The following is a 22,009-nucleotide window of genomic DNA, read 5'->3' as shown; positions in this document are numbered from 1 at the left end:
ATCAATGAAAAATTTAATTTGATATGAAGAAACTAACAAAAAGCGTTTTAGCTGTTGTTCTTTCTGCTTCATTTAGCGTTACATACGCTCAAAAAGCAAAAGTAGATACAGCGGGGACAAAAGATATCGAAGGTGTAGTAGTTACAGCCTTGGGTATTAAAAGAGAGAAAAAATCTTTGGGGTATGCTTCACAAGAGGTAAAAGCTGAAGAATTAGTGGGAGGAACTACCAATACTGGTAACGTTGCTTCTCAATTGTCAGGTAAAGTTGCAGGTTTACAAGTACAGACCAATAATAACTTTGGTGGTTCATCTAACCTTTTAATTAGAGGTTATAAGTCACTAGGTGGAGGTTCTCCATTAATCGTTATTGATGGTTCTCCTGTAAATAACAATACTCTTTCTGGGTTTTATGATTATGGTAACTTTTTATCTGATATCAATCAGGAAGACATTGCTTCAATTAACGTTCTTAAAGGAGCTGCTGCTTCTGCACTATACGGAGAAAGAGGTATTGATGGGGTAATTGTTATTGTTACAAAAAGTGGAAAAGGTAAAAAAGATGGATCTTGGGGTGTAACATTATCTTCTTCTGTTCAAACAGGTAAGGTTGATAAATCTACATTTCCAGAATATCAAAATAAATATGGTGGTGGGTATGATCCATCATTCTATACTGAAGATCCAGCATCAGACGGTCATTATTATGTGAACTTTGCAGAGGATGCTTCTTGGGGACCTAAGTTTGATCCTAATTTATTAGTGTATCATTGGGATTCATTTGACCCAACTTCTGCTAACTATGGTAAAGCAAGACCTTGGGTAGCTGCTAAAAATACTCCAGTGAAATTCTTTGAAACTGCTATGAGTTTTGTGAATACTATCTCATTAGAAAAAGGTGATGCAAAAAACAATGTTGCTTTATCTTTTGACAATATGATTTCTAACGGTATTATGCCAAACTCTGATTTAAAGAAAAACACTTTATCAGCAAAATTTAATTACTATTTCACTGATAAATTAAGTTCAACTGTTTATACAACTATTACAAAACAAAATACAGTTGGTCGTAATGAAACAGGATATAGTGATAACTTACTTTCTGGTTTCAGACAGTGGTGGCAAGTAAACGTAGATGTTTTAGAGCAAAAAGATGCTTATTTTAGAAATTTAAACGCTTTTGGTCCTGCATTCAGTAACGTAACTTGGAACAGAATTTCATCAGGAGATGGAACCCCTATTTTCTGGAATAACCCATATTTCCAAAGATATCAAAACTTTAACTCTGATGATAGAACTAGAAACTTTAGTTATGCTCAGTTAAAGTACGAATTCAATAAAAATTGGAGTATTACAGGTAAAGTATCATACGATTATTTAACTATGTTACTTGAGCAAAGATTAGCAGTTGGTTCTTTATCTCAAAGTTTTGGAGCTTCTGGTAACGCAGTTTCATCTGGTTATTCAAGACAAAACTTTACTGATACTGAAGCAAACTTCGATTTATTTGCAAACTATAAATTTAACATCACAGATGATATTAATGTAAGTGGTGTAGTAGGAGGTAACGTAAGAAGAAATACAAGAGATAATCTTTATGCATCTACTGAAGGAGGATTGGTTGTTCCAGGGTTATATTCTTTATCAAACTCTTTGAATCCAGTGGTAGCTCCTGCAGAAACTGCATGGAGATACGTTACAAGTAGTGGATATGCTACTGCATCTTTTGACTATAAACAAACTTTCTATTTAGATGCAACCTATAGAGTAGATAAAAACTCTAACCTTAAAAAAGGAAATAACGTATATGGTTATCCTTCTGTAACTGGAGCATTAATTTTATCAAAATTAGTAGATCCATCTTGGTTAAGTTTCTGGAAAGTGAGAGCTAACTATGCAGAAGTTGGTAGTTCTACTACTCCTTATAAGTTGGCCAATACATACACTTCTGCAGGAATTTTTAATGGAGCTGGAGGTCCTACAGGAATTTATTTAAATCCATTAACTTTAGCTGAACAAAACCTACTTCCTCAGAGATCAAAAGAGGTAGAAGTAGGTATGGAAGCTTCATTATTCAATAATAGAATTACTTTAGATATTGCGGCTTATCAAACAAAAACATTCAATCAAATTATCGAATTACCAATTTCTGCGAGTACAGGTTATACTAAAAAAGTTATTAATGCAGGACAGATTGATAATAAAGGTATTGAAGTTCAGTTAGGTTTAGTGCCAGTTAAAACAAATAATTTTAAATGGAATTTAGATTTAAACTGGTCTAAAAACGAAAACAAAGTTGTGAAATTATATCACGATGAAACAAATGATATTACTAACCTACTTATGGATTCATATCAAGGAGGTGTATCATTAAACGCTACAGAAGGTAAAGCTTTTGGTACGCTAATTGGTAGAGATTATGTTTATTTAAACGGTCAGCCTGTAATCAGTGCTACTACTGGTTATTATTTAAGAAATGCTAACCAAGTGATCGGAAACATTAATCCAGATTGGATTGGTGGTATGAGAAACTCATTTAGCTATAAAAATTTCTCAGCTTCATTCTTAATTGATATGAGACATGGTGGTGATATTTTCTCTACAGACATGTATTATGGTCTTGCAACTGGTCTATACGCAGAAACAGCAGTTGGAGACATGAGAGAAAATGGTGTAGTATGGTCAGGTGTTAATCCAAATGGAAATGTAAACACTACTGTAACAGCTGATCCATCTGCATTTGGTTCATTAGATGGTTATGCTAGAATGCCACAGAAAAGATTTGTTTATGATCAATCATTTGTTAAATTAAGAGAAGCAAGTATTGGTTATTCAATTCCTAAATCTTTATTAGCAGGAACATTTATTCAAGAGGCTAAAGTTTCTTTAATAGGTAGAAACCTTTGGATTATTAGTAAAAATATGCCATATGCAGATCCTGAAGCAAGTACAGGAGGTGGTCTTAGAGGTGTAGGTCAATCAATTGGTTTATTACCTACTACTAGAGATATTGGTGTTAATCTTACGATCAAATTTTAATTAAATTAAGCTAAGAAAATGAAAAAAATAATATTAATATTGGGTATGGCAGTAGCAGCATTAGGTGTTACTTCTTGTGAAAGAGATATTACTGCTTTAAATGTTGATCCCAAACATCCCCAAACTTTGCCTTCTTATTTATTATTGGCAACCGCTCAGCAACAGCAATTTTATTATGTTGCATCTCCAAACGTTAACCAAGGAAACTTTGTTTTCTTAACACAACAAATTGCAGAGACTACATATACTGATGAAACGAACTATGATTTAGTTACTAGAAACCAGCCTAGAAACTTCTTTAATAGAATGTACGATAGAGTTCTTAAGAATTATAGTGATGCTATGCTACAGTTAGAAAAAGAAGGAAATATTCCAGCTGTTCAAAACAACAAATGGGCAACTTTAGAAATTTCTTCTATCTATGCTTGGGAAGTTTTAGTTGATACTTATGGTAATATTCCATATTCAGAAGCTCTAAAAGCTCCACAAATTTTATCTCCTAAGTATGATGATGCAAAAACTATCTATACTAGCTTATTAACTAGATTAGATGCTGCTATTGCAAAAATTAACACTAGTGAAGACGGTTATTCTTCAGATTATGCATATCATGGTGATATGGCTAAATGGAAAAAATTAGCAAACTCAATTAAATTGAGATTAGCGATGAACTTAGCAGATGTAGATCCTGCGGCTTCTAAAGCTGCAGCAGAAAGTGCTATTTCTTCGGGCGTTTTAGCTTCTAACGCTGATAATTATGCAATGTCTTTTGACGGTTCTCAATTTAAATCACCTTTCCATGATGAGTTGGTTGCTTCAGGTAGATATGATTTTGTACCAACTAAACTTGTAATGGATTATATGAATGCTAATTCAGACCCAAGAATTCCAATCTTATTTAACCCTGCTTCAGAAGGAGCAAATGCAGGTCAATATCCAGGAGGGACTTTTGGTTCTTTAAACAGCTATAAACAGAACGCAAATCTAGGAAATAAAGACGCAGGTAAGTATTTCTCTTCTGCATCAGGTCCTATTACTTTGCTTTCTTATGCTGAGGTAATGTTCTTAAGAACTGAAGCGGCTGCAAGAGGTTATAATGCTGGTGGTACTGCTGCTACATTATTCTCAAGTGCTATTCAAGCATCTATGGATCAGTATGGTGTTTCTACAGCAGCTGCTACAGCATATAAAGCAACTGTTGTTTATGATGCTGTAAATTGGAAGGCGTCAATTGGTAAGGAAGCTTTCATAGCAATGTTTGGTGATCAAGCTTTTGCTTCATGGAACTTTATCAGAAGATTAGATAATCCAGTTATGGTTAACCCAGCAAACTCAAGACTTGATGGAGTGCCAGTAAGATTACCTTATTCTGATCAAGAATATGTATTAAATCCTGCTAATGTAAAAGCTGCTGCTACAGCTATTGGTGGAGATAATGCACTTACAAAACTATTCTGGGATAAATTCTAATTTATTTCAAATAAATACAATAAAAACCATCCGATTTTTCGGGTGGTTTTTTTATTTATTATCTTTGCATAAAATATAGAAAATGGATATTAAACAGCATATACAAAACTCTATTTCTGAGATTTTAAAAATCAATTATCAAATTGAAAATCTTACTTTAGAAGTACAACAAAACAAAACAGATTTCGAAGGAGATTTCACAGTGGTTATTTTTCCTTTGGTAAAGTTGGCAAAGAAAAGTCCAGATGTTTTAGGCAATGAGTTAGGAGAAGAATTAAAAAATCAAGGAGTTATCGACAACTTTAATGTTGTAAAAGGTTTCTTGAATTTATCAATGAATAACGAAGCGTTTGTTCAGAATTTCAAAGAAATAAAATCTCAGTTTGACGTAAAGGAAAATAAGAATCAAACCGTAATGGTAGAATATTCTTCACCGAACACCAATAAGCCATTGCATTTAGGGCACATCAGAAACAATTTATTAGGCTTTTCTGTCGCTCAAATTCTTAAAGAAGCAGGTTACAATGTGGTAAAAACTCAAATCATCAATGATAGAGGGATTCATATTTGTAAATCAATGCTCGCTTGGGAAAAATTTGGTAAAGGGGAGACCCCAGAAACTACTGGTTTAAAAGGAGATAAATTGGTTGGGAATTATTACGTAGAATTTGATAAAAATTATAAAGCCCAAATTTCTGAGCTTAAAGAACAAGGTTTAGATGAGGAAGCTGCAAAAAAACAATCGCCAATAATTCTTGAAGCTCAAAAAATGCTTTTAGATTGGGAGCAAAATAAACCAGAAGTTCGTGAACTTTGGGAGAAAATGAACTCATGGGTTTATGCAGGTTTCAACGAGACCTACAAAAGACTAGGTGTTGATTTTGACCAAGTTCAGTACGAAAGCAATACCTATATTTTAGGAAAAGACATCATCGAAGATGGCTTGGCAAAAGGTGTTTTCTTCAAAAAAGAAGATAATTCTGTTTGGATTGATTTAACTGAAGATGGACTTGATCAAAAACTCGTTCTTCGTGGTGATGGAACTTCTGTGTACATGACGCAAGATTTGGGAACTGCAGTAGAACGTTTCAAACAAAATGACATTCAAAAACTCATTTATACCGTTGGTAATGAACAAGATTATCACTTTCAAGTATTGTTTTTAATTCTGAAAAAATTAGGCTACGATTGGGCAAACCAATTGTATCACCTTTCTTACGGAATGGTAGAATTGCCTGAAGGCAAAATGAAATCTCGTGAAGGAACAGTGGTAGATGCAGATGATTTAATGCAAGAAATGTATCTTACTGCTAAAGAAAAATCGGAAGAATTAGGAAAATTAGAAGGTTTAACAAGCGAAGAAAAAGAAAAATCTTACGAAATTGTAGGTTTAGGTGCTTTGAAATATTTTATGTTGAAAGTAGATCCTAAAAAGAAAATGCTTTTTAACCCTGCAGAAAGTATCGATTTCAATGGAAATACAGGGCCTTTTATTCAATACACTTATGCTAGAATTCAATCTTTATTGAATAGAGCAAATTTTGTAGAAGCAGATTTTGGAAGTTATCAGCCAAATGCTTCAGAGAAAGAATTAATCATGCAATTATCTAATTTTAAAGACGTTGTAGAAAAAGCTGCAGAAACTTTAAGCCCGGCTCAAGTTGCGAATTACGTTTACGATTTGGTTAAAACGTATAATTCTTTCTATCAAAACAATCCTGTGATGACTTTGGAAGACGAAAATGCTAAGCAATTCAAACTCCAAATTTCAGATTTAACCGCAAAAACCATCAAAAAATCCTTAAATTTATTGGGAATTAATGTGGTAAACAGAATGTAAAATGATTTTTGATTTTTCTAAAAATATCAATATAGAATCACTTTTTCCAGAGAATGAATTCGAGGAAAAGGTGATTTCTTTTTTGCAAGATTGGTTTTCTCATTCTGAAACCGTTTCGGTTCAAACTTCGGGTTCTACAGGAATTCCGAAAGTCTTTGAAATCGAAAAAAAGAGAATGCTCAGCTCTGCGAAAATGACATGCGATTTTTTAGGATTGAAAGAAGGGGATACAGCTTTGCTTTGTTTGCCAGTTCAGTATATTTCTGGTAAAATGATGCTAGTGAGAGCTATCGAAAGAAAGCTGAAAATTATTATTTCTGTACCCAGTTCTACTCCTAAAATTTATGAAAATGTAGAATTTTGCGCGATGACTCCCTTGCAGGTTCAAAATTCAATAGAAAATATTCATCTCATCAGAAACCTTATCATTGGAGGAGCGGCCGTTTCAGAAAATCTCAAATCTCAATTAACATCTGTTATCCAACATCCATCATCCAACAAAATTTTTGAGACTTATGGGATGAGCGAAACGCTTTCTCATATTGCTTTGAAGCAAATTTCGCCAGTTCAGGAAAATTATTTTACGATTTTTAATGATGTTGAAATATCTGTAGATGAAAGAAACTGTTTGAAAATTTTCGCACCAAAACTTAATCCAGAAATTTTGCAAACTAATGATATTGTAGAATTGCTGAATGAAAAGCAATTCAAATTTTTAGGGAGATTTGACAATGTTATTAATTCTGGAGGAGTAAAAATCTTTGCCGAAGAATTAGAAAGCTTGGTTAAGAAATATGTTACTCAAGATTTAGTTTTTATTGGGAAATTTGACGAAATTTTTGGCGAAAAATTGGTTTTAGTCATCGAAGGAAAAAATGAAGAACTTCTAAAGTCTAAAATTTATAATTTAGAATTTCCAAGCAAGTTTCATATTCCTAAAGAAATCTTATTTTTAGAGAAATTCCCAAGAGCGGAAAACGGTAAGGTTTTAAGGAAAGAAATTTTAAAATTGATTTATTAATGAAGTCTTTCGCGCAAGAGCTTTCTTACAAAACTTCTAGAAGTAGCGGAAGTGGCGGACAAAATGTAAACAAAGTAGAAACTTCTGTAACAGTACTATGGAAGGTAGAAGATTCTGCGGTTTTTACAGAAAGTGAAAAAGAAAGAATTTTGTTGAAGCTTAAAAACAAAATTAATGCAGAAGGAATTCTTCAAACTACAGTTTCTGAAAGCAGAACACAATTGCAAAATAAAAAAATTGCGATTGAAAAGATTCAGGAACTGGTAAATAAATCGCTCATCGTTCCGAAGAAAAGAATTGCAACCAAGCCAAGCCGAGCAAAAGTAGAAAAGCGCCTAGAAAGCAAAAAAAGCTCTCTGAAAAGAAAGAAAATAGAAAATTCAAGTATTAAATATGAAAAAGTCAGTTTTCCGAATTGTTAACCGATTCAATAAAAAGTTCTTACCCAAATACAGCCATCTTGACCCAACGAAATTAACGAAATTTCAAAAAGGAATTTTGGCTTTTAGATATTATGTTTTAATCAATTCATTGGATTAAAACTTCGTGAGTACCACTTCTCACTTCTCTTTAAAAACCTTATCTTTGCAAAAATTCTTATAAAAATGAGCAATAAACCGATTACCGAATTTATAGAAAAATATTATTTGCATTTTAATTCTGCTGCTTTAGTAGATGCTGCAAAAGGTTATGTAGCACACCTAAAAGACGGAGGTAAAATGATGATTACTCTTGCTGGAGCAATGTCTACTGCAGAAATGGGAAAAATTTTGGCAGATATGATTCGTGAAGACAAAGTAGATATTATCTCTTGTACTGGTGCGAATTTAGAAGAAGATTTAATGAATTTGGTAGCACATTCTCACTACGAAAGAGTGCCTCATTACAGAGATCTTACTCCTCAAGAAGAGTGGGATTTATTGGAAAGAGGTTTAAATAGAGTTACGGATACTTGTATTCCAGAAGAAGAGGCTTTCCGTAGATTGCAAAAACATATTTATGAAATTTGGAAAGATGCAGAAGCTAAAGGAGAAAAATATTTTCCGCACGAATATATGTACAAGATGATTCTTTCTGGAGTTCTAGAACAGTACTATGAAATCCCAAGAGAAAATTCTTGGATGATTGCTGCAGCAGAGAAAAACTTACCAATTGTAGTACCTGGTTGGGAAGATTCTACGATGGGTAATATCTTCACAAGCTACTGTATTAAAGGAGATTTAAAACCTTCTACCATGAAATCTGGAATTGAATATATGATGTTTTTAGCAGATTGGTATCCAAAAAATAGCGGTGGTAAAGGAGTTGGTTTCTTCCAAATTGGGGGAGGAATTGCAGGAGATTTCCCAATTTGTGTAGTGCCAATGTTGTATCAGGATATGGAAATGCACGACATCCCATTCTGGAGCTATTTCTGTCAGATTTCAGATTCTACCACTTCTTATGGTTCATATTCTGGAGCTGTTCCAAACGAAAAAATCACTTGGGGTAAATTAGATATCACTACACCGAAGTTCATCGTTGAAAGTGATGCTACAATTTGTGCACCTTTAATTTTCAAATATATTTTAGAAAATTCATAAAGCAAGAAGACGAAAGTTAGACGCTGAAAGTTATATAAACGCTCAAATTATTTTGGGCGTTTTTTTGTTAATTTTATTTAAATTTATTCAATGAACGAAACCTTCAAACAACAAGTTTTTGAAATCATCAGGATGATTCCTCAAGGCAGAGTAACTACTTATGGAGCGATTGCTAAAGCAGTTGGTTTTCCTAATCATTCTCGTCATGTTGGGAATGCTTTACGACATTATGAAGAAGATTTCCCAGCACATAGAGTTTGTAGCGCTTGTGGAATTATTTCTGCAGAAAGTTGTATTCCAAAATTTACAGAAAAGTTAGCCAAAGAAGGAGTAGAAGTAAAAGGAAATAAAATTCAGAATTTCAAGCAAATTTTTTGGAATCCTTTAGAAGAAATTAATTTGTAGACAAAGGAATTGGTCAAAAAAGTGCATTCAAAAAATTTAAAAAAATAAATAAAACAAACCCGGCGCGAGCAAAGCTCGCGCCGGGTTATTTAACAGCTCAAAAAACTATTTGTTTTTAATAGCCTCTTTTATTTTTTCAGAAAGCTCCTCTAAAAGTTCAGGATTATCTTTTAGTAATTCTTTTACTGCGTCTCTACCTTGTCCTAGTTTCGTATCGCCATAGCTGAACCAAGAACCAGATTTTTTAACAATATCAAACTCGACACCCAAATCTAGAATTTCGCCTACTTTAGAAATTCCTTCACCGTACATAATATCGAATTCTGTATTTTTAAACGGCGGAGCAACTTTGTTTTTAACAATTTTTACTTTCACGCGGTTTCCTACAGCATCTTCGCCTACTTTGATAGGAGAACCACTTCTTCTGATGTCAATTCTTACCGAAGCATAGAATTTCAGTGCGTTTCCACCAGTGGTTGTTTCAGGATTTCCGAACATTACGCCAATTTTTTCTCTTAACTGGTTAATGAAAATTACGGTGCATTTTGTTCTAGAAATTGTAGCTGTTAATTTTCTCAAAGCTTGAGACATTAATCTAGCATGTAATCCCATTTTAGAATCACCCATTTCTCCTTCAATTTCAGCTTTTGGGGTCAATGCTGCCACAGAGTCGATTACCACAATATCAATCGCTCCAGAACGGATTAAATTATCTGCAATTTCTAATGCTTGTTCACCATTATCTGGTTGAGAAATAATTAAATTTTCTACATCTATTCCTAATTTTTTAGCATAAACCGCATCAAAAGCGTGTTCTGCATCTATAAAAGCTGCAATTCCGCCTTGTTTTTGAGATTCTGCAATCGCGTGCATAGTAAGTGTGGTTTTACCTGAAGATTCAGGACCGTAAATTTCGATGACTCTTCCTTTTGGATAACCACCAACTCCCAAAGCAATATCTAAACCAAGTGAACCACTAGGAATTACTTCTACTTCTTCTACTGCATTGTCTCCCATTTTCATTACGGTACCTTTTCCGTAGGTTTTATCCATTTTTTCGAGGACTAATGCGAGTGCTTTTTTCTTATCGTCTATACTGCTCATTTTTCTTAAATTTTATCAAAAATACAATTAATTTGTTTATACATAGAAAGAAAATTTCGTTATTTTCTTCTTTTCTACGACAAAGATAATATGGTTATGCGACAAAATATGTCGTGTAAACTGATTTAAAATTTTATTTTAGATTTGTAAGATAATTTTACTTTATGAAAATAATGAGAACTGTTTCTTTTTTTCTTTTATTATTTTTTTTGGACTTCAATTTTACTTTTGCACAGCAAAAAGTAGATACTGTTTTTGTGGGTAAAGCGACATCTAAAAATATAAAGCAAAGTATTGATAAAAAAGCCTTGGTTTATATTATCGTAAGACATGGTGAGAAAGAAAATAATGGCAAAAATCCTCATCTTTCTGAAGCAGGAAAAAAAAGGGCAAAACATTTAGCTCAACTATTCAAAAAAGTAAAAATTCAGAATGCTTTTAGCACAGATTTTTTCAGAACTCGAGAAACTTTAGAGCCTTTGATTTTAGAGAAAAAATTAGATTTGAAGATTTACAATCCGAGAGAAATTTCTGAATTTGTGAAAAATGATTTGACTAAAAAAACAGAAGTCAATATTATTTCAGGACATTCTAATACCAACCCAGTTTTGCTTAATGAATTTATTCAGCAACCTTTGTTCAAAGATATTCCAGACGAAAAATTTAATGACATTTATATTGTCAATTTTTTTGAAAATGATAAAAAAGTGAAAATTTATCATTTATTGTATTAAAAAAACTGCCCTTTTTGAGGCAGTTTTTATTTTAATTATTTGCAACGGTATCTTTATTCTTTTTCGATAATTCTGCGATTCTTGAGATGTCATCCAAAGAGAATTTTCCTAAAACTTTTACGTAAACCAATTCTTTATCATCTCTCACGGTAATCAGTAAATCCTTAATCATTGTTTCTGAATCTGTAATTGCAGACATAATTTTAATTTTAGAATCTTTGCTGTTTACACTCATCAATTCTTGTAAATTGCTACCAAAAGATTGTCTAGAAAATTGGGTAACCATTTTATCAGAAGCATTTTGTACGGTGTAAACTTTTACTTTTCTGATTTTTTTGATAAGGCGAATAACTTCTTCTGATTCACCGTCTTCTCTTAATGCTTTTTTGATGTAAGGTTTTACTATAAACATCGGAACATTTATTTTGGTAACGGTTGCGTTTCCTTTTGTTTCTTCGTTGTAGAGAGACTTTTCAGTTACAATACAAGATTGAAGAGAGACCAAAATGGTAAAAATTGCTATAAGTTTTAGAAATGATTTCATAAGTGTTAATTTTAGTTGACAATGGTTGAAAGAGAATCGCCATTTTCAAAAGTTCTATTTTACAATGGCGATTTTAGTGTTTATTTTTTAGGTTTTTCTGGTGTCTTAGGTGCTTTATCTTCTTTTTGAACGTCATTAATCAAGTTAGAAACATCGTCCATAGAGATTTGTCCGTCTAACATCATCAAGATATTTTCATCCTCAGAAGAAATGGTTAATAGCATGTTATTCAGTAAATTAGAACTTGTATCTGCTGCTAAAAACTTGATTTTATTGTCTTTACTGTTTAGCGTCATGAGTTCATCATATTTCAGATTTTTTACTGCAGCTAGAATTTCATTTTTTACTTTACTTGCTTCATTGATGGCAGCTAATTGAGCAGCGGTAGGTTTTTCTGCCGTTTCAGGTTTTTCCATGATAAGAATTTTTAAACCATTCATTTTACTAATAAGCGGTTTAATTTTGTCCATATCTGCATCATCTATATTGATGTTATTGAGCAGCCTGAACATTGGTTTAGCAATCTTAATAGAAGTTACGCCTTCTGCTTCTTGATATTTTTCAAAAATAGCGTCTAATTTTTCAGTTTGAGCCAAAGCAAACACTGGCAAAAACATAAGGAATAGGAATGTGATAATATTTTTCATTGTATTAATTTTTTTAAAAGTTAATAGATAAATTTTTGATAGGCTCTGCCTGGTTTATAGTTTTGGTAACGTTACTCGCGAAAAGTTGAAATGCGTCCTTCGTAATATCGATTGCTTCTTCTTCGTTATAGATTTTTTTGCCATTAACGATTACATAATCAGCGCTGTATTCTTCTGCTGGATTTTCTAGAATTTCAGTAGAATTTTTTACGTTTGTAGATGGTTGGGAAGCAATATTTTGATGTTCATTTCTGAACTCGTGATTTATTTTTTTAGTTGGTTTTACGTTGTTTTCAGCAACTTTGGTGGTGTTTGAATTGTTGTTAAAGTTTTGATTTTCAGTTATTTTAGTGGTTTTTGTTTGCGTTGGTTTTTGTGAGGGATTACTGTTATTAGAAGCAATAGGTTTCAAAGTTGGTTCTGTAATGTCTGGGTTAAAAAACATCATCATGCCAAACAGCGTAACCAAACTTGCAGCCATCCAATACCATTTTTGACTGCCGCCACCAGATCCTTTTTTCAAAGGAATTCTTTTAGTTTCATTTGGTTTTTCTTCGGTTTTTTTCAAGAAATCTTCGAAATTCCAATCCATTTTTTCTTCCTTCAGTTCTTGGAATATGTTTTGGTATTCTTTATCTATATTTGGGTTCATTGTTTAGTGTTTTAAATGTTTTGAATTTTTCTATTTTCAAACGCTAACAGGTTGTTAATCTGTTCTTTTACTTTTTGTCTGGCTCTCATCAGATTCACTCTCACTGCATTTTCTTCTATTTCTAAAATCTCCGATATTTCCGAGACTTCATATTCTTCTACATCTTTCAGGTGAATAACCAATTTCTGTTTTTCGGGGAGCGCATTGATAAATTCTAAAATTTTCTCTTTCAGATTATTGGTTTCCATTTTGTAGAGCTCACTTCTATGAAGCTGAAAATCTGCAAAATTCTGTTTCACCGTTTCGTGTTTCAGTTTATTGAGACACTCGTTTTTCACACATTTTAGTACATAAGATTTTAAATTAAGATGTACCAATTCATCTTTTTTTTGCCAAAATTTCAGCATTAAATCCTGCACCAAATCTTCGGCTTCGTCACTACTCACCAAGAATCGCTTTGCAAAACGATACATCTCGTCTTTCAAAACAAATACAGTATTCTTAAATGTTTCTTGGTTCATAGGTTAGTTTCTATAGGTAAGACAACGAAGGTCGGAAAAATATTACATCAGAAATAAAAATTTTTTATTTTCTTGATTTTTAATTAAAAAAGCCGCTTTCAAATATTTTGAAAGCGGCTTGTATTTATTTTATACGTGTTTTGATTCCTACGAAATGATAACGCAATAGTTTAAATTGTTGTGTTCAAAAAATTAACAATTCTCATAAACCCATTTCAGAATTTCCTTATCTTCTTCAGTTAAAGTTATTTTTCTTCTTGCCATAGCTTTTTCTGCAACTTCATAGGCAGTTTCTAATCTGAATTTTTCATCTCCTTTAAATCCGCCCCAAGAAAAATGTTCAATCAAATTTGGTGGAAATCCACTTTTGAAAATATTAGCGCCAACTCCCACTACAGTTCCTGTATTAAATTGAGTGTTAATGGCTGTTTTAGAATGGTCTCCCATAATTAATCCACAAAATTGAAGTCCAGTTTTTACAAATTTTTTGGATGGATAACTCCAGAGTTTTACTTCTGCGTAATTGTTTTTGAGGTTAGAAGAATTGGTGTCTGCTCCAAGATTGCACCATTCGCCAATCACAGAATTTCCTACAAAACCTTCGTGACCTTTATTGGTAAAACCAGAGATAACGATATTATTCACTTCACCACCTACTTTAGAATGTGGACCGATGGTTGTAGCTCCATAAATTTTAGAACCCATATTAATTTTAGAGCCTTCACAAAGTGCGAGACTTCCTCTAACTACAGAACCTTCCATAATTTCTGCATTTTTGCCGATGTAGATTTTCCCAGTTTTGCAATTAAGCGTGGCAAATTCTATCTCGGCACCTTCTTCTATAAATAAATCTTCTTTTTTGCCTAAAAATCCATTGGTTTCAGAAAGTGGAGCAGAAGTTCTCCCTTTGGTCACCAATTCAAAATCAAAATCAATCGCTTTGTCATTTAGAGAAAATAAATCCGTAGATTTTTTAAAGAAAATCAGTTCTTCGGTAATGTCTGTCATTTTTTCAATCTGCGAAAGTGAGAAGTTTTCCATGTTTAATCTAGCCGCTAAAACTTCGTTTTCATAAATCAAAGCTTCTCCCAGTTGCAAATTTTTAATTTGAGCCAAAACACTTTCCGAAGGAAGAAAATTTGGAGTAATCAGTAAACTTTCTTTCTTTTCGTAGGATTTATATTTTTTTTGAAGATAATCTTCGGTGATGTAAGAAACTTCTGAAGAATCTAGCAGTTTTTGCCAACGTTCAGAAAACGTAAGAATTCCTGTTCTAAGTTCTGCGATAGGTTTGGTATAAGTAAGCGGAAGGAAATCTCCCCAAAATTGAGCATCAGAAAATATAAGTTGCATTTTAATTCAAGATTTAAAATTTAAATTCAAAAATTTTAACGCAATGGCGCAAAACAATTTTTTATCAGCGTTAGTCTTTTAAGTCGCAAAGAATTTGTCTTTAAACAAATTTTTCTTGGCGCCTTTAAAACGTTTCAATTTTTATTTTTTCTTGCGTCTTTGCGTTGATTGTAAACAAATTTACAAAAAAAGTCCTTCAAAATTTTTGAAGGACTGATTTATTATGAAAAAATCGGCTAAATTACTTAGCGAATTTTTTGTATTTGTTCATGAATTTGTCTACTCTACCTGCAGTATCTACTAATTTTACTTTACCAGTGTAGAATGGGTGAGAAGTAGAAGATATTTCCATTTTGATTAATGGATATTCTGTACCTTCGTAAACAATAGTATCTTTAGTTTCAGCTGTAGATTTGCAAAGAAACACTTCGTCATTACTCATGTCTTTGAATACAACTAATCTATAATTTTCTGGGTGAATTCCTGATTTCATATCTTTATTGTCTTTTTAAATTTTAGTTGATAATAATTGCGTGTAATGGCACTGCTTTTATTATTCTTAATTTTAGACTGCAAAAATAAAAATATTTTTTGAATTGACAAATAGCGTATTAAGTTTTTTATGAAAGAAATTTTCCCGTTTTTTCGTTTTTAGAAACAGTTCAGCTTTTTTCATTAACTTTACGCTTATTTTAATACTTCCATGAAGACAAAATATTTTCTTTTTTTCGGGTTTTGGTTGGCTCTTTTTGTCATTTCTTGTAACAGAGATGAAATCTCATTCGATGCGCCAAGCAAAAAACTTAGATTTTCAGTAGATACTTTGGTTTTAGACACTGTTTACAATCAGGTGAGAAGCGAAACCTATGCTGTAAAAATCTATAACGACGAAAATAAAGATATTTCTATCCCGAAAATTTATCTAGAATCAGGTAATACTTCACTATACAGAATTAATGTAGACGGAAAAGCAGGGACAGAATTTACCAATGTGCCCCTTCGTAAAAAAGACAGTCTTTATATTTTTGTAGAAATTGCTCCTACTGCAAATGCTCCAGAAGCGATTGCCGAAGAAAGAATTCAAATAGAATCGCCAGTAGCGAATCAACACGTGACTTTGCTGTCAGTAGTTCAAGATGTGGAATTTTATATTTCTACCGAAACCAGTCCGAAGATTTTAACGGACAATACTTCTTGGAACAATACGAAAGCGAAAATTATTTATGGCGATTTAAAATTGGCCGATGGAAAATCACTTACTATTTCTGAGGGCACAAAAGTGTATTTTCATAAAAATGCTAATTTGAAAATCGGGAAAAATGCTCAATTGATTGCAAATGGAGATTTAGGCAAAGAAGTTATTTTCCGTGGAGACAGAAATGATGCGAGATATGACACTCTTCCACTTAACTGGGATGGAATTAAGTTAGAACAAGGTGCAATTGCCAATTTAAAATATGCTAAAATTATTGGTGGAACGACTGGTTTAGAACTCAATCACGCTTCTGCTACGCTTAAAAACACGATTGTTCATACATTTCAAGATTTTGGAATTTTAGGAATTAATGCAACCGTTCAAGCAGAAAATTTGGTAATCAATAACTGTGGACAAGCGAATTTAGGAATTTTCAAAGGCGGAAATTATACATTTTTACATGCTACTTTTGCTAATTATTGGAATTTAAATAGCAGTTTGCCAAGTTTCGGAATTTATGCTGCTAATGAGTATAACAACGGAACTTCTACAGAACAAGGCGCTTTAACATTGAATCTTCAAAATTCTATTGTTTACACCGAAAGAAATAACGCGATTCAGTTCAAGCCAACTTCTGGACAAACATTTAATTATTTCATCGAGAATTGTTTGGTGAAATTTGAAGCTGCAAATGCAGGTTTCATTTGGGACGGGAATGCAAAAATTGTGAATTCCATTAAAAATGAAGATCCAAAATTTGAGAATTACTTTACCCAAAAAATGAATCTGAGAGTAAAAATTGCGTCTCCTGCAAAAACGAAGGGAAAGGCTTCTATAGCAGCTTTGGTTCCTCTAGATATTGTAAAAGTGAACAGAACTACTAATCCTACAATTGGAGCGTATCAATAATTGAGAAAAATTATGGAAATAAAAATTCTACAAAATCAAGTTGATGAATGGATAAAAACCATTGGTGTTCGTTATTTTAATGAATTAACGAATATGGCAATGTTAACCGAAGAAGTAGGAGAGGTTGCCAGAATTATTGCCAGAAGATATGGTGAACAAAGCGAAAAAGAATCTGACAAATCTAAAGATTTAGGCGAAGAATTAGCAGATGTACTTTTTGTAACTTTGTGCCTGGCAAACCAAACTGGTGTAGATTTACAAACCGCTTTTGATAAAAAGATGAAAGTAAAAACTGAAAGAGATTTTGACCGTCATCAAAATAATGAGAAATTAAAATAATGAAAGAGCCCAAAATAATTACGGATTTAAGACACAGAGTAGAACACGAATGGTTCGGAACGCTCACAAGGTTTGGGAGCAGGCTAGGAATTCCTGTTTCTAAATTGCGTGTATTTTTCATTTATTCCACTTTTGCCACAGCTGGTTTTTTCTTCTTAGTATATCTTATGATGGCATTTACACTTTGGGTAAAAGATATTTTCATCACCAGAAGACCTAATGTATTCGATTTGTAATGATTTGGTTCGAAGAATTACAAAACCGCAAGAAAATTTCTAAAATTTTCTACCGCTACGAAAAAACTTTTCCCGAAGAAGAGAGGCGTAGCAAAGACCAATTTCTAGATTTAGCCGAGAATCCTGACGCATTCGTTTATTCCATTAATCACGAAGATGAAAATATAGGATACTGCGTGATCTGGGAGCTTCAGGGATTTTATTTTTTAGAACATTTCGAAGTTTTTGAGGAATTTAGAAATCAAAAATTTGGAGAAAAAATTCTGGAAAGTTTGCAAGAAAAATTCGAAAAGCTCATTTTAGAAACTGAGCCAGATTCACTTTCAGAAATTGCAGAAAGAAGATTGCGTTTTTATGAAAGAAATGGTTTTAGCATCATAGAAAAAAATTACCTTCAACCGAGTTATGGCGAAGGTAAAAGTGTTGTAAATTTATTTCTAATGGCAAATTTCGAGCCTGAAAATTTAGAAAATTGCATTAAGGAAATACACGAAGTTGTCTACGAAATATAAAATTTCAACTAATCTACTTCATATTCTAATTTAATTGTAATACTCGCTTCTTTTTCTTTTGATTGAGTATTATAAGTTCCGCCGTAAGAAAAATCTTCATTGGAATTAGGAGCTGTAATTTGGATAACACCCATTGTTGCTTTTTTAAGATTTCCCAATTCTGAACCTGCATTTTCTGCGATTTTTTCGGCACGTTCTTTAGCATCTTTTGTTGCATTGGCAATCATTTCCTGTTTTACTTCGGCTAGTTTTGTGTAGAAATAACTTGGTTTTGATGAGGTAAATTCTATCCCAAGATTGATGATTTCGGTAATGTTTCTTGAGAGATTTTCAATTTTTGCCACATCTTTACTTTCTAATGAAACCGATTGAGTTAACTGATAGCCAGCAAAAGTCTGATGGCCACCTCCGTTAGGTTCCGAAACATAATTATATTGCTTCTGAATATCTACCGCCGAAAAAACGATTTCGGTTTTAGGGATTCCTTTAGAAATCAAATAGTTTTCAATAATTTTTCGGTCGTTTGAAAGTGCATCATATGCTTGTTTCAGTTCAAAACTATTTCTGGAGAAGTTTCCGCTCCAAGTGATGAGGTCCGAAGTGAATTTTTTGGTTCCAAGACCGGTAACAGAAATGGTGTTTTCTGATTTGTTTCGGTTTTTGATGGCGCTTCCTAATAAGCCAAACCCAATGATGAAGCCCAAAGAAGCAACAGCAATGGCGATAATGTTTTTGTTCATAAAATTGTGATTTTAGGTGGTGATTTGATAACATTAAATTTACAAAAAATAATACATCAAATTCAATTCCATATTATTTTAACTTTCTAAAATCATAGATTTTTATTTCTGCTTGTTTTCTGAACTGAGCAATATCGATTCCTTTTAAATAACCATATTTATAGGCGTTTTTTAAATCTAATCCGTTCATTACATGAAAAATGAATGCAGAAATTTCACTTTTTTTAAGTCCTAAATCTGTAAAATAATCTTCGCCAAGAATTTCTAGAAAATCTTCGGCTAAATCTATTTGGTCTGCCTGATTAGAAACTTTTCCTACAGAAAAACCTTGCCCAACTGGTTGTACAAATTCACCGCCTCTTGGTTTTATAATTTCTGGGTCAGATTTTTCAGCAATATATTTAGAAATTTCTTTATTGAGTTTTACTTTTCTCACAGATTCTACTCTTTTTGCATCTTCTCTTAAATTGCCTGTGAGTTTTGTTTTAATTTCTACTTCTTCTATTTCTACAACGGATTTTATAAGCGTGATTTTTATAGAGTTTTTTAAATCTTCGGGTTTTACGAAATAGGTAATTCTATCGAATTTTTGTTTTACGAATCGTAGCGCATCATTGTTTTTTGCAGCTATCATAAAATTGCCATCGCTGTCTGAATATGTTTTTTCGTCTGTTCTGGTGTTGAGGATTAAAACTCCGGATAATTCTATGTTTTGTTCTGATGTAATTTTGCCAAAAACGTATTCTTGAGCATGAAAAGAATGGGCGAAAATGAATAAAAATAGGAGTAGAGTTTTCTTCATAGGTTATGATTAGCAGTCTCAAAATTATTTTGAAATTTGATTGCTGAAACAACTTTAACCGAGATTAACTTTTTTATGAGTTTTTAAGAGGTGAATTTTCAAAATTTGGTTAAAAAGTTCTAATGATAACGGAATTGCGCCCCGACTTGAGTGGAGCTATTTTTGTGCGGCGGCGAAGCCGCCGCACAAAAATAGCGGGAACGGAAGGCGGAAATTTGGCGCCACAATAAAAGAAATACAGAATTAAAATTTAGGTATGTTTTTTGCTTATATTTGCATACTTAAAAATTGGGGTTGACTGGTTTCGACAGCAAGACCAATGGGTAAGTAAGCATGCAGAGAACCGTAGCGCGATCTCTTTAATCCCTTGCTACAGAATTTAACTGGCAACGAAGAGTTTGCTCTTGCTGCTTAATCCGAAGCTTAGTAGGATTAGCTTTTTTCCCGAAGTATAGTAAGGAAACAAGATGTCTCCCGAAAGTTCTGTTCTGCGACGTTCGATTCCGAGGCATAGAAAATGCGGAAATAAGTCCCGAAAAACTTCGGTTCGGGAACGAAAATTTTAGAAGATAAGCGTAAAGTTGGCTGTTTGCTGTCTGCTTTACGACGAAAACCAATAGCAAAATAAGCATGTAGAAAGCTTGCGTATTGCTTGTTTGGACGAGGGTTCGAATCCCTCCAACTCCACAATGTAAAATTCAAATTTTACTAAAACCCTTTAAAACTTAGATTTTTAAAGGGTTTTTTATTTTCTCGAATAACAAATATTACCATAATAAATCAATCTTTAAATAGAGTGATCCGGTGAGTATCAAAAAATCACCAAAGTACTCACCTACCTCTCTTGAAACTGCTTATACAAAGCCATTTCAATGATTGAACATCTTGTAGGTTCTTTGGGTCAAAAATAAATTTATAACCCTTAAATGTCACCACACATGAACCACTACAATTTAATTTTCTACGCAAAGAAAACAAAAAGCAATCCAGAACTATCAGCCATTTATTTACGTATTACAGTTAGAGGAAAACGCTCTGAAATATCAACTGGGCAAACTATCCCAACAGCTTCATGGTGTTCTAAATCTGGTAAACTAAAAGGAAATAGTCAACAGGCAAAAGCTATCAATTCATTAATTGACAACTATAAACTAAAAGTTTTTTCAAGTTACAATGAACTTATTTTTGCTAATAAGGAGGTTACTGCAGAAACACTAAAGAATAAATTTTTGGGAATTGATGAAAAAGCAATTACCCTTGTAGAAGTTTTCAAGGAACACAATAAGATGGTGTTTTCTCTTATTGGAAAAACATACTCATTTGGAACATGGAAGAGATATGAAACTTCATTAAAACACACTATAGAGTTTATGAAATGGAAATACAACATTTCAGATATGGAAGTCAAAAATATCAAACCAGAATTTATTTCGTACTATGACTTATGGTTTAGAACCATAAGAAACTGTTGTAATAATACTTCTGTAAAATATTTGAAAAACTTCCGAAAAATCATAAAACTTTGTATTGATAATGAATGGATAAATAAAGACCCTTTTATAAATTACAAAACAAAGCTACAGCCAGTAGACAAAAACTTTCTGAGTGAGGAGCAGTTAGAGTCAATAATTGACAAAGAATTTAAAAGTGAAAGGCTGTCCTTTGTTAGAGATGTTTTCATCTTTAGCTGTTTCACGGGTTTAGCGTATGTTGATATTAAGAATCTAAAATATGATGATATATCTACAAACATTAGTGGAGCGAGATTTATTAAAATCAAAAGAACAAAAACTAAAGTTGATGCAAGCATACCACTTTTGCCAATTGCAGAAAATATTTTGACCAAATATAAAGACAATCCTAAATGTTTAAACCAAAATTTAGTCCTCCCAATTTTAAGCAATCAAAAAATGAATGAGTATTTAAAAGAAATTTCTACTCTATGTGATATAGAATTTGATTTAACTTTTCATGCAGCAAGACACACTTTTGCCACAACAGTAACTCTAAATAATGGTGTACCAATCGAAACAGTTAGTAAGATGTTAGGTCACACAAGTATTAGAATGACCCAGCACTACGCTAAAATTTTGGATTCCAAAGTCAGCAACGACATGAATATCTTAAAAGAAAAATTAGCCCAAAAAGAACTAAAAATGAAGATTTCTTAATCTTCATTTTCTTTTTTGGTAAAAATCCAAACGGCTTCAAACCAGTCTAATAAAGCAACTTTAATATATAATATAACAACATTGTTATATTTTCAATATAATGCTATGTATTAACGAATATTTCTAATTATCATAATTAATTGATTATGAATAATTAATAAAATTCATTTATTATTGTTGATAATATTTTTTA

21 protein-coding genes, 1 other RNA gene and 1 pseudogene are annotated in these 22,009 nt (G+C 32.6%); 14 read left to right on the top strand and 9 right to left on the bottom strand.

Features of this window, described 5'->3' with window-relative positions; translation table 11 throughout:
* The first annotated feature begins 23 nt into the window (after positions 1-23).
* From N7277_RS01795 to N7277_RS01765, 7 genes and pseudogenes are all read left to right on the top strand, one after another.
* Positions 24-3,038, top strand: coding sequence for a SusC/RagA family TonB-linked outer membrane protein (locus N7277_RS01795; protein WP_274780066.1), 3,015 nt, complete (start codon positions 24-26; stop codon positions 3,036-3,038).
* An 18-nt stretch (positions 3,039-3,056) separates the two neighbouring features.
* Positions 3,057-4,508, top strand: a complete 1,452-nt coding sequence (locus tag N7277_RS01790) for a SusD/RagB family nutrient-binding outer membrane lipoprotein (protein ID WP_274780065.1) — start codon at positions 3,057-3,059, stop codon at positions 4,506-4,508.
* Between the two features lie 82 nt (positions 4,509-4,590).
* Complete coding sequence (argS, locus tag N7277_RS01785; protein WP_274780064.1) at positions 4,591-6,348, top strand: arginine--tRNA ligase; 1,758 nt, start codon at positions 4,591-4,593, stop codon at positions 6,346-6,348.
* 1 nt (position 6,349) lies between these two features.
* Positions 6,350-7,369 (top strand): AMP-binding protein, encoded by a 1,020-nt coding sequence (locus N7277_RS01780; RefSeq protein ID WP_274780063.1) that lies wholly within the window; start codon positions 6,350-6,352, stop codon positions 7,367-7,369.
* Positions 7,369-7,760, top strand: a pseudogene (gene arfB / locus N7277_RS01775) (alternative ribosome rescue aminoacyl-tRNA hydrolase ArfB). Before N7277_RS01780 ends, arfB begins: the two are co-directional and overlap by 1 nt.
* Positions 7,761-7,974: 214 nt before the next feature.
* Positions 7,975-8,952, top strand: a complete 978-nt coding sequence (locus N7277_RS01770) for a deoxyhypusine synthase family protein (RefSeq protein WP_274780062.1) — start codon at positions 7,975-7,977, stop codon at positions 8,950-8,952.
* Between the two features lie 90 nt (positions 8,953-9,042).
* Positions 9,043-9,357, top strand: coding sequence for an MGMT family protein (locus N7277_RS01765; protein ID WP_274780061.1), 315 nt, complete (start codon positions 9,043-9,045; stop codon positions 9,355-9,357).
* Positions 9,358-9,462: 105 nt separating this feature from the next.
* Here N7277_RS01765 and recA read toward each other — a convergent pair whose 3' ends face one another.
* Positions 9,463-10,461 (bottom strand): recombinase RecA, encoded by a 999-nt coding sequence (recA, locus tag N7277_RS01760; RefSeq protein ID WP_274780060.1) that lies wholly within the window; start codon positions 10,459-10,461, stop codon positions 9,463-9,465.
* A gap of 209 nt (positions 10,462-10,670) precedes the next feature.
* Between recA and N7277_RS01755 the strand changes: the two genes are divergently transcribed.
* Positions 10,671-11,195 carry a phosphoglycerate mutase family protein gene (locus N7277_RS01755; RefSeq protein ID WP_274780059.1) on the top strand — a complete coding sequence of 175 codons (525 nt, stop codon included), beginning with the start codon at positions 10,671-10,673 and terminating at the stop codon, positions 11,193-11,195.
* Positions 11,196-11,226: 31 nt separating this feature from the next.
* Here the strand turns inward: N7277_RS01755 and N7277_RS01750 are convergent, their stop codons facing one another.
* The 6 genes from N7277_RS01750 to N7277_RS01725 form a co-directional block, all read right to left on the bottom strand.
* Positions 11,227-11,739: a DUF4252 domain-containing protein gene (locus tag N7277_RS01750; protein WP_274780058.1), complete on the bottom strand. Its 513-nt coding sequence runs from the start codon at positions 11,737-11,739 to the stop codon at positions 11,227-11,229.
* An 80-nt stretch (positions 11,740-11,819) separates the two neighbouring features.
* Entirely contained in the window at positions 11,820-12,386 is a 567-nt protein-coding gene (locus N7277_RS01745) for a DUF4252 domain-containing protein (RefSeq protein ID WP_274780057.1), read from the bottom strand.
* A 13-nt stretch (positions 12,387-12,399) separates the two neighbouring features.
* Positions 12,400-13,038, bottom strand: coding sequence for a hypothetical protein (locus N7277_RS01740; protein ID WP_274780056.1), 639 nt, complete (start codon positions 13,036-13,038; stop codon positions 12,400-12,402).
* Positions 13,039-13,049: 11 nt separating this feature from the next.
* A complete protein-coding gene (locus tag N7277_RS01735; RefSeq protein ID WP_104794192.1) occupies positions 13,050-13,559 on the bottom strand; it encodes an RNA polymerase sigma factor in 510 nt (169 codons plus the stop codon).
* 192 nt (positions 13,560-13,751) lie between these two features.
* The gene (locus tag N7277_RS01730) at positions 13,752-14,912 is read right to left on the bottom strand and encodes a GlmU family protein (protein ID WP_274780055.1); all 1,161 of its coding nucleotides are present in this window, start codon (positions 14,910-14,912) and stop codon (positions 13,752-13,754) included.
* Between the two features lie 241 nt (positions 14,913-15,153).
* Positions 15,154-15,405, bottom strand: coding sequence for a type B 50S ribosomal protein L31 (locus N7277_RS01725; RefSeq protein ID WP_069800586.1), 252 nt, complete (start codon positions 15,403-15,405; stop codon positions 15,154-15,156).
* Between the two features lie 210 nt (positions 15,406-15,615).
* Between N7277_RS01725 and N7277_RS01720 the strand changes: the two genes are divergently transcribed.
* The 4 genes from N7277_RS01720 to N7277_RS01705 are packed head-to-tail and all read left to right on the top strand — an operon-like array spanning position 15,616 to position 18,103.
* Positions 15,616-17,016 carry a hypothetical protein gene (locus N7277_RS01720; RefSeq protein WP_274780054.1) on the top strand — a complete coding sequence of 467 codons (1,401 nt, stop codon included), beginning with the start codon at positions 15,616-15,618 and terminating at the stop codon, positions 17,014-17,016.
* Between the two features lie 12 nt (positions 17,017-17,028).
* Positions 17,029-17,355, top strand: coding sequence for a nucleotide pyrophosphohydrolase (locus N7277_RS01715; protein ID WP_274780053.1), 327 nt, complete (start codon positions 17,029-17,031; stop codon positions 17,353-17,355).
* Positions 17,355-17,591 carry a PspC family transcriptional regulator gene (locus N7277_RS01710; protein WP_446715116.1) on the top strand — a complete coding sequence of 79 codons (237 nt, stop codon included), beginning with the start codon at positions 17,355-17,357 and terminating at the stop codon, positions 17,589-17,591. Before N7277_RS01715 ends, N7277_RS01710 begins: the two co-directional genes overlap by 1 nt.
* Positions 17,591-18,103, top strand: a complete 513-nt coding sequence (locus tag N7277_RS01705; RefSeq protein WP_274780052.1) for a GNAT family N-acetyltransferase — start codon at positions 17,591-17,593, stop codon at positions 18,101-18,103. The genes N7277_RS01710 and N7277_RS01705 overlap by 1 nt, the downstream gene beginning before the upstream one ends.
* 8 nt (positions 18,104-18,111) lie before the next feature.
* Here the strand turns inward: N7277_RS01705 and N7277_RS01700 are convergent, their stop codons facing one another.
* On the bottom strand, positions 18,112-18,843 hold the full coding sequence (locus N7277_RS01700) for an SIMPL domain-containing protein (protein WP_274780051.1): 732 nt from the start codon (positions 18,841-18,843) through the stop codon (positions 18,112-18,114).
* Between the two features lie 73 nt (positions 18,844-18,916).
* Positions 18,917-19,645, bottom strand: a complete 729-nt coding sequence (locus N7277_RS01695; protein ID WP_274780050.1) for a hypothetical protein — start codon at positions 19,643-19,645, stop codon at positions 18,917-18,919.
* A gap of 290 nt (positions 19,646-19,935) precedes the next feature.
* Here N7277_RS01695 and ssrA point away from each other — a divergent pair.
* Together ssrA and N7277_RS01685 are read left to right on the top strand one after the other, a co-directional pair.
* Positions 19,936-20,335: a transfer-messenger RNA gene (gene ssrA, locus N7277_RS01690) on the top strand.
* 248 nt (positions 20,336-20,583) lie between these two features.
* Positions 20,584-21,816, top strand: a complete 1,233-nt coding sequence (locus N7277_RS01685; protein WP_274780049.1) for a site-specific integrase — start codon at positions 20,584-20,586, stop codon at positions 21,814-21,816.
* Positions 21,817-22,009: the final 193 nt, after the last annotated feature.

Source organism: Cloacibacterium sp. TD35, assembly GCF_028864635.1.
Taxonomy (GTDB): Bacteria; Bacteroidota; Bacteroidia; order Flavobacteriales; family Weeksellaceae; genus Cloacibacterium.
The sequence above is the reverse complement of the archived record's forward strand: the minus strand, read 5'-3'. Positions and strand labels throughout refer to the sequence as shown.

Bases quoted from the DNA above. Each gene is read 5' to 3' on its own strand.
- N7277_RS01750 (WP_274780058.1), bottom strand. From the start codon at position 11,739: ATGAAATCATTTCTAAAACTTATAGCAATTTTTACCATTTTGGTCTCT.
- N7277_RS01735 (WP_104794192.1), bottom strand. From the start codon at position 13,559: ATGAACCAAGAAACATTTAAGAATACTGTATTTGTTTTGAAAGACGAG.
- N7277_RS01790 (WP_274780065.1), top strand. From the start codon at position 3,057: ATGAAAAAAATAATATTAATATTGGGTATGGCAGTAGCAGCATTAGGT.
- N7277_RS01795 (WP_274780066.1), top strand. From the start codon at position 24: ATGAAGAAACTAACAAAAAGCGTTTTAGCTGTTGTTCTTTCTGCTTCA.
- N7277_RS01705 (WP_274780052.1), top strand. From the start codon at position 17,591: ATGATTTGGTTCGAAGAATTACAAAACCGCAAGAAAATTTCTAAAATT.
- N7277_RS01710 (WP_446715116.1), top strand. From the start codon at position 17,355: ATGAAAGAGCCCAAAATAATTACGGATTTAAGACACAGAGTAGAACAC.
- recA (WP_274780060.1), bottom strand. From the start codon at position 10,461: ATGAGCAGTATAGACGATAAGAAAAAAGCACTCGCATTAGTCCTCGAA.
- N7277_RS01715 (WP_274780053.1), top strand. From the start codon at position 17,029: ATGGAAATAAAAATTCTACAAAATCAAGTTGATGAATGGATAAAAACC.
- N7277_RS01730 (WP_274780055.1), bottom strand. From the start codon at position 14,912: ATGCAACTTATATTTTCTGATGCTCAATTTTGGGGAGATTTCCTTCCG.
- N7277_RS01725 (WP_069800586.1), bottom strand. From the start codon at position 15,405: ATGAAATCAGGAATTCACCCAGAAAATTATAGATTAGTTGTATTCAAA.
- N7277_RS01765 (WP_274780061.1), top strand. From the start codon at position 9,043: ATGAACGAAACCTTCAAACAACAAGTTTTTGAAATCATCAGGATGATT.
- N7277_RS01740 (WP_274780056.1), bottom strand. From the start codon at position 13,038: ATGAACCCAAATATAGATAAAGAATACCAAAACATATTCCAAGAACTG.
- N7277_RS01770 (WP_274780062.1), top strand. From the start codon at position 7,975: ATGAGCAATAAACCGATTACCGAATTTATAGAAAAATATTATTTGCAT.
- N7277_RS01780 (WP_274780063.1), top strand. From the start codon at position 6,350: ATGATTTTTGATTTTTCTAAAAATATCAATATAGAATCACTTTTTCCA.
- N7277_RS01745 (WP_274780057.1), bottom strand. From the start codon at position 12,386: ATGAAAAATATTATCACATTCCTATTCCTTATGTTTTTGCCAGTGTTT.
- argS (WP_274780064.1), top strand. From the start codon at position 4,591: ATGGATATTAAACAGCATATACAAAACTCTATTTCTGAGATTTTAAAA.
- N7277_RS01700 (WP_274780051.1), bottom strand. From the start codon at position 18,843: ATGAACAAAAACATTATCGCCATTGCTGTTGCTTCTTTGGGCTTCATC.
- N7277_RS01695 (WP_274780050.1), bottom strand. From the start codon at position 19,645: ATGAAGAAAACTCTACTCCTATTTTTATTCATTTTCGCCCATTCTTTT.
- N7277_RS01685 (WP_274780049.1), top strand. From the start codon at position 20,584: ATGAACCACTACAATTTAATTTTCTACGCAAAGAAAACAAAAAGCAAT.
- N7277_RS01720 (WP_274780054.1), top strand. From the start codon at position 15,616: ATGAAGACAAAATATTTTCTTTTTTTCGGGTTTTGGTTGGCTCTTTTT.